Raw genomic sequence first — 4,642 nt, 5'->3', positions numbered from 1 at the left:
CCGAGCGCGCAGACCCCCTCCGCCCCGCCGACTGAGCGAGGCGCCATCCGACCTGTCAGTGCCGCAGTCGCAGCAGCAGGACCAGTTCAACCCGTCCATGCAGACTTCGGGCCACGGGCAGCACGCGGCCCAGCAGTCGCACAGCCAGGCATCCCCCAACGCGTACGCCGCGCTCCAGCACCCGATGAACTGGTCATTCTCCGGCTCGCCCCTGCTGCGCCGCAGCCGGCAGGGCCGCGCGGGCGGCACGGGGGGACCGATCGACCTGTCGCTCGGCCCGGTGGTCAGCAATGGCAAGATCAACGCGCCCTATTCCTCCAGCACCCAGATCAAGGGCGTGAGCGATGATTACGGTAATGAACTCGACCGCTGGATCCGCAGCCACATGTACTACCCGGAGGAAGCCGCCCGCGCGGGTGAGGAAGGCCCCTCCTCGGTGCATGTGGAACTTGACCGCGAGGGCCATGTCACCAAGGTGCGCCTGACCGGGCAGTCCGGCTCCTATTACCTGGACGCGGCGACGGTGGGCATGTTCCGCAACGCCCAGCTACCGCCCGTACCGCCAGACATGCAAGGCGACACATTCCCCATTGACCTGACCATCAACTACATTCTCATCCGCCGTTAAGCGGAACAGACACAGATACAGATACAGCGGGAGCACGCAGCATGGACACAGCCAGACTACTGCAACAGGCGGGGCGTGATTTCCGTGCGTTCGACAATGCCGATGCCGCCGTGGCCCGCATTACCGAACTGTACGACCACGCCGCGGCCCGGATCCGCCACGCCTTCAGCACACGCGACACGACGGGACTGGCGGATGCGGTCTATCCCTATCTGGCTTTCGTGCCCCATGCGCCGCTGCCGCCCGATGGCCCGCGCCCGCCCTTTGACGTGGTGCTGGAACCCGGCTTCTACGGCACGACCCTGACCCGCCCCGCCCTGTTCGCCGATTACTGGCGTGAACAGATCGCAAGCCTGCTGCATCATTACGAAACGCCGGTGCTGGTCGGGCTGTCGCGCCAGCCGATCCCGCTATCCTATGTGATGGAGGAGGCGGTCACGTCCCTGACGGAAGCCGATCTTGTGTGGATCCAGTCGCACTTCGCGCTGCCGGACCTGCATGTAACCGACGATTCGATCGCCAACTGCGATTATATCCCCCGCCCCGACACGCCCCGGCCGCTGGCGCTGTTCACCGCGGCGCGCACGGATTATTCGCTCGCACGCCTGCATCACTATACCGGCACCGCGCCGCATCATTTCCAGCGCTTCATCCTGCTGACCAATTACCAGCGTTATGTCGATGCGTTTCGTGAATACGGGCACGCGCAGGTCGATAGCGGCACGCAGTACACCGCCTTTGTCGAGCCGGGCGAGATCATCCATACCCGTGACACGCAGCAGACCGCCCCCCATGCGGGCCACAGCCTGCCGCAGATGCCCGCCTACCACCTGTGCCGCCCCGATGGGGATGGCATCACCCTCATCAATATCGGCGTAGGCCCCGCCAACGCCAAGACGATCACGGACCATCTGGCGGTGCTGCGCCCGCATTGCTGGCTTATGGTCGGGCACTGCGCGGGGCTGCGCCGCAGCCAGAAACTGGGGGATTACGTGCTGGCCCACGGTTACCTGCGCGATGACCATGTGCTGGACGATGACCTGCCGCCATGGGTGCCCATTCCCCCCATCGCGGAAGTGCAGGTCGCGCTTCAGGACGTGACCGCCCGCGTGACCGGCCTGCACGATGCCGAGGTCAAGACCCGCCTGCGCACCGGCACGGTCATGACAACGGACAACCGCAACTGGGAACTGCGGCTCAATGCGCTGTTCACCCGCATCAACACCTCCCGCGCCATTGCGGTGGACATGGAATCAGCCACCATCGCGGCCAATGGATTCCGCTTCCGCGTTCCCTATGGCACGCTGCTGTGCGTATCCGACAAGCCGCTGCATGGGGAACTGAAACTGCGCGGCATGGCCAACGCCTTCTATCGCGAGCGGGTGCGCCAGCATCTGGTGGTGGGCATCGAGACCATGCAGCAGTTGCGCGCCCAGGGCGTGGACCGACTGCACTCACGCAAGCTTCGCGGGTTTGACGAACCGGCCTTCCGGTAAGGCGGCGCCCCCCAAGGCAGCCAACGCGTTCGAAACCGCGTGAAAAGGCCCTCAGAAATCCGGCAGCGTCGGCGCCAGGTGCCCGCCCTGCCGCACCGGGGCCATGCGGCGGGCAAGGCCGGTGGCGTCATCGGTTTCCACCATCATGCCCGCGATGCTGGCCTCGCCCTCGGCGGGTTGCAGGCGGTCTCCGGGCATCTTGCGCACGAAACGCGCGATGGCCGCCTCCTTGCCCATGCCGATCACACTGTCATAATCGCCGCACATGCCCGCATCGGTCTGGAAGGCCGTGCCGCCCGACAGGATGCGATGATCCGCCGTGGGCGTATGGGTGTGGGTGCCGATCACCAGTGAAACCCGGCCGTCGAGATAATGCCCCATGGCCCATTTCTCGCTCGTGGCTTCGGCATGCACGTCCACAATGGCGGCATGCATGGTCACACCCAGCCGGTGGCGGGAGAGAATATCCGTCATCGCGCGGAAGGGGTCATCCATCGCATCCATGAACTGGCGGCCCATGACATTGGCGACCAGCACCCTGCGCCCATCCACCAGTTCCACCACCACGCTGCCCTGCCCCGGCGTGCCGGGCGGATAGTTGGCGGGGCGGATGATACGGGGTTCACTGCCGATATGGCCGATCAGGTCGCGCCGATCCCAGCTATGGTTGCCCAGCGTGATGACATCCACGCCCCCTTCCAGCAGGTCACGCCCGATGGCGGGCGACAGGCCGAAGCCGTGACTTGCGTTTTCGCCATTCACCACCACGAAATCGAGCGCAAGGTCACGCCGCAGCGCCGGAAGGCGGGAAATCACGGCTTCACGCCCGACCCGGCCCACAATATCGCCCAGAAACAGTATTCTCAAGAAAACAGCCTTTTTTACCGTGTCCGCCCGTCACCACGACACCGGATCCATTCACGTTCGGTCACGATCGCAGGCAATGCAACATCATGCAGACCCGTGGGAATACATGCCACTTCCTGAAAGGACAGGCCGAACCCCACGGCGCGCGCCCGGGGCAGTCTGGCCAGCGTACGATCATAATAACCCCCGCCATATCCCAGCCGCATGCCGCGCCTGTCAAACGCAAGCAGCGGCACGCACACCACATCGGGCTGCACGGGGGGGCCTATGGGGTGGCATGTGCCATAGCGCCCGGTCTGGATGACGCATTCCGGCTGCCACAGGCGAAATGTAAGGGGATGGCCCCTTGGCGTGGTTTCGGGCAGGGCGACGCACAGCGCATCGGCATGGAGCGCCCTGATGACGGGGCGCAGGTCGGTCTCCCCCGGCAGGGGCCAGACAAGGGCGATGCAGTCCCCCGCCCCCGCCATGGCGCGCAGCCCGCGCACCATGCGGCGGCACAGGCTGTCTTCCGCCATGGCGCGCGTGGCGCTGGTGGCGAAAGCCTGCCGCCGCCGTGTCATTTCATCACGCAGGGCCTGCTTGGCCCGGACGACCGACCACGATTCGGATTGGGATGACGTCATGAAACCATAATACGGAGCCGCCATGGCCGTTGGTCGGATCAGCCCTCCCGGACCTGCTGACGCAGGTGGGCGCCAGGTAACGTGACCACGGTCACGACAGTGCCAGCTCCCTAGGAAGTGCTTATCGGCCCAGGGGTTGAATCATGCCTGACGCACCCGGCAGCCCCGCCCCTTCATATTAGTCATCTTCCATGGCGGCTGCAATGTTTTCCGCGCGTTCGACCAGATGGGCGAGCTGTTCGCTCCGCCGCTCGTTCTCGATGCGCGCCTGCCGGCCCAGCGCAAGCTGGTGGGCGGTGTCGGACGACATTTTTTCCGCCGTCAGATCATGGATCTCATCGGCCATGAGCAGGGCGGCCAGGGCGAGCAGCCGCCCTTCCCCGCTATGCCCGCCCAGCGCGTGGATACGCTCGATCCGGCGCTCGACCTCCTGCGCCATGGCCTGCAGATGTTTTTCCTGCCCTTCCTTGCACCCCACGGCGTAGGAAAAGCCGTTGATGCGCACGGTCACCTGGCTCATGGGCCTATTCCTCCCCGCCGGTCGGTTCGTCTTCCTCACCCAGCACGTCACGCACGCGCGCGATCAGGGCGTCGATATTGGCGGCAAGCGCCTGAACATCCACATCCGGCATGGAGGGACGGGCCACGGACGCCAGTTCCGCGCGGCGGTCAAGGGCGAAGGCAATACGGTTCAACGCCAGTTCCAGACGGTCGGCCGGGTTCGGCCCGGCCCCGGGCGGCGCGTCGGCCGCGTCCTGTTCCGATGGCACGATTATATCAGACACGTTCATCCTTTCCCGCATTCCTCCCCTTGAACTGATCGCGCGGTGCGGTTTCAACGTCAAGCATGATCGACAAACATGACCATTCTGTGCCCCTGCCGCCCCATGTCACCGTTGCCTGCGCGCGGGATCTGGCGCGGGTTATGGCGGAACCGGACGCTTTACGCATGGGCTGCACCGTGATTTCGCCGCCCGGGGCGGGGTGTTTCATGGGGGCCGCGTGGTGGGCGGCGCTGCTGGCGG

General features: G+C 65.5%; 6 protein-coding genes and 1 other RNA gene. 2 read left to right on the top strand and 5 right to left on the bottom strand.

All coding sequences use genetic code 11. From position 1 onward, the window contains the following. A partial coding sequence (locus JCM25156_RS23180) for an energy transducer TonB (protein ID WP_148299371.1) occupies positions 1-628 on the top strand: 628 nt, incomplete at its 5' end. A 41-nt stretch (positions 629-669) separates the two neighbouring features. After that, the gene (locus JCM25156_RS09650; RefSeq protein WP_025812910.1) at positions 670-2,124 is read left to right on the top strand and encodes an AMP nucleosidase; all 1,455 of its coding nucleotides are present in this window, start codon (positions 670-672) and stop codon (positions 2,122-2,124) included. A 51-nt stretch (positions 2,125-2,175) separates the two neighbouring features. On the opposite strand, the gene JCM25156_RS09645 is transcribed toward JCM25156_RS09650, so the two are convergent. The 5 genes from JCM25156_RS09645 to JCM25156_RS09630 form a co-directional block, all read right to left on the bottom strand. Next, the gene (locus tag JCM25156_RS09645) at positions 2,176-2,991 is read right to left on the bottom strand and encodes a TIGR00282 family metallophosphoesterase (protein WP_025812908.1); all 816 of its coding nucleotides are present in this window, start codon (positions 2,989-2,991) and stop codon (positions 2,176-2,178) included. A gap of 14 nt (positions 2,992-3,005) precedes the next feature. Then, entirely contained in the window at positions 3,006-3,617 is a 612-nt protein-coding gene (locus JCM25156_RS09640) for a 5-formyltetrahydrofolate cyclo-ligase (RefSeq protein ID WP_025812907.1), read from the bottom strand. A 10-nt stretch (positions 3,618-3,627) separates the two neighbouring features. Beyond that, a non-coding RNA gene (ssrS, locus tag JCM25156_RS27960) (6S RNA) lies at positions 3,628-3,786 on the bottom strand. Between the two features lie 9 nt (positions 3,787-3,795). Beyond that, positions 3,796-4,137: a cell division protein ZapA gene (locus JCM25156_RS09635; protein ID WP_025812905.1), complete on the bottom strand. Its 342-nt coding sequence runs from the start codon at positions 4,135-4,137 to the stop codon at positions 3,796-3,798. A 4-nt stretch (positions 4,138-4,141) separates the two neighbouring features. Continuing rightward, positions 4,142-4,408 carry a hypothetical protein gene (locus JCM25156_RS09630; RefSeq protein ID WP_025812904.1) on the bottom strand — a complete coding sequence of 89 codons (267 nt, stop codon included), beginning with the start codon at positions 4,406-4,408 and terminating at the stop codon, positions 4,142-4,144. Positions 4,409-4,642 lie beyond the last annotated feature (234 nt).

This window comes from Komagataeibacter kakiaceti JCM 25156 (assembly GCF_000613305.1).
The sequence above is the reverse complement of the archived record's forward strand: the minus strand, read 5'-3'. Positions and strand labels throughout refer to the sequence as shown.

Coding starts and splice junctions, on each gene's coding strand:
- JCM25156_RS09650 (WP_025812910.1), top strand. CDS start 670: ATGGACACAGCCAGACTACTGCAACAGGCGGGGCGTGATTTCCGTGCG.
- JCM25156_RS09640 (WP_025812907.1), bottom strand. CDS start 3,617: ATGACGTCATCCCAATCCGAATCGTGGTCGGTCGTCCGGGCCAAGCAG.
- JCM25156_RS09635 (WP_025812905.1), bottom strand. CDS start 4,137: ATGAGCCAGGTGACCGTGCGCATCAACGGCTTTTCCTACGCCGTGGGG.
- JCM25156_RS09630 (WP_025812904.1), bottom strand. CDS start 4,408: ATGAACGTGTCTGATATAATCGTGCCATCGGAACAGGACGCGGCCGAC.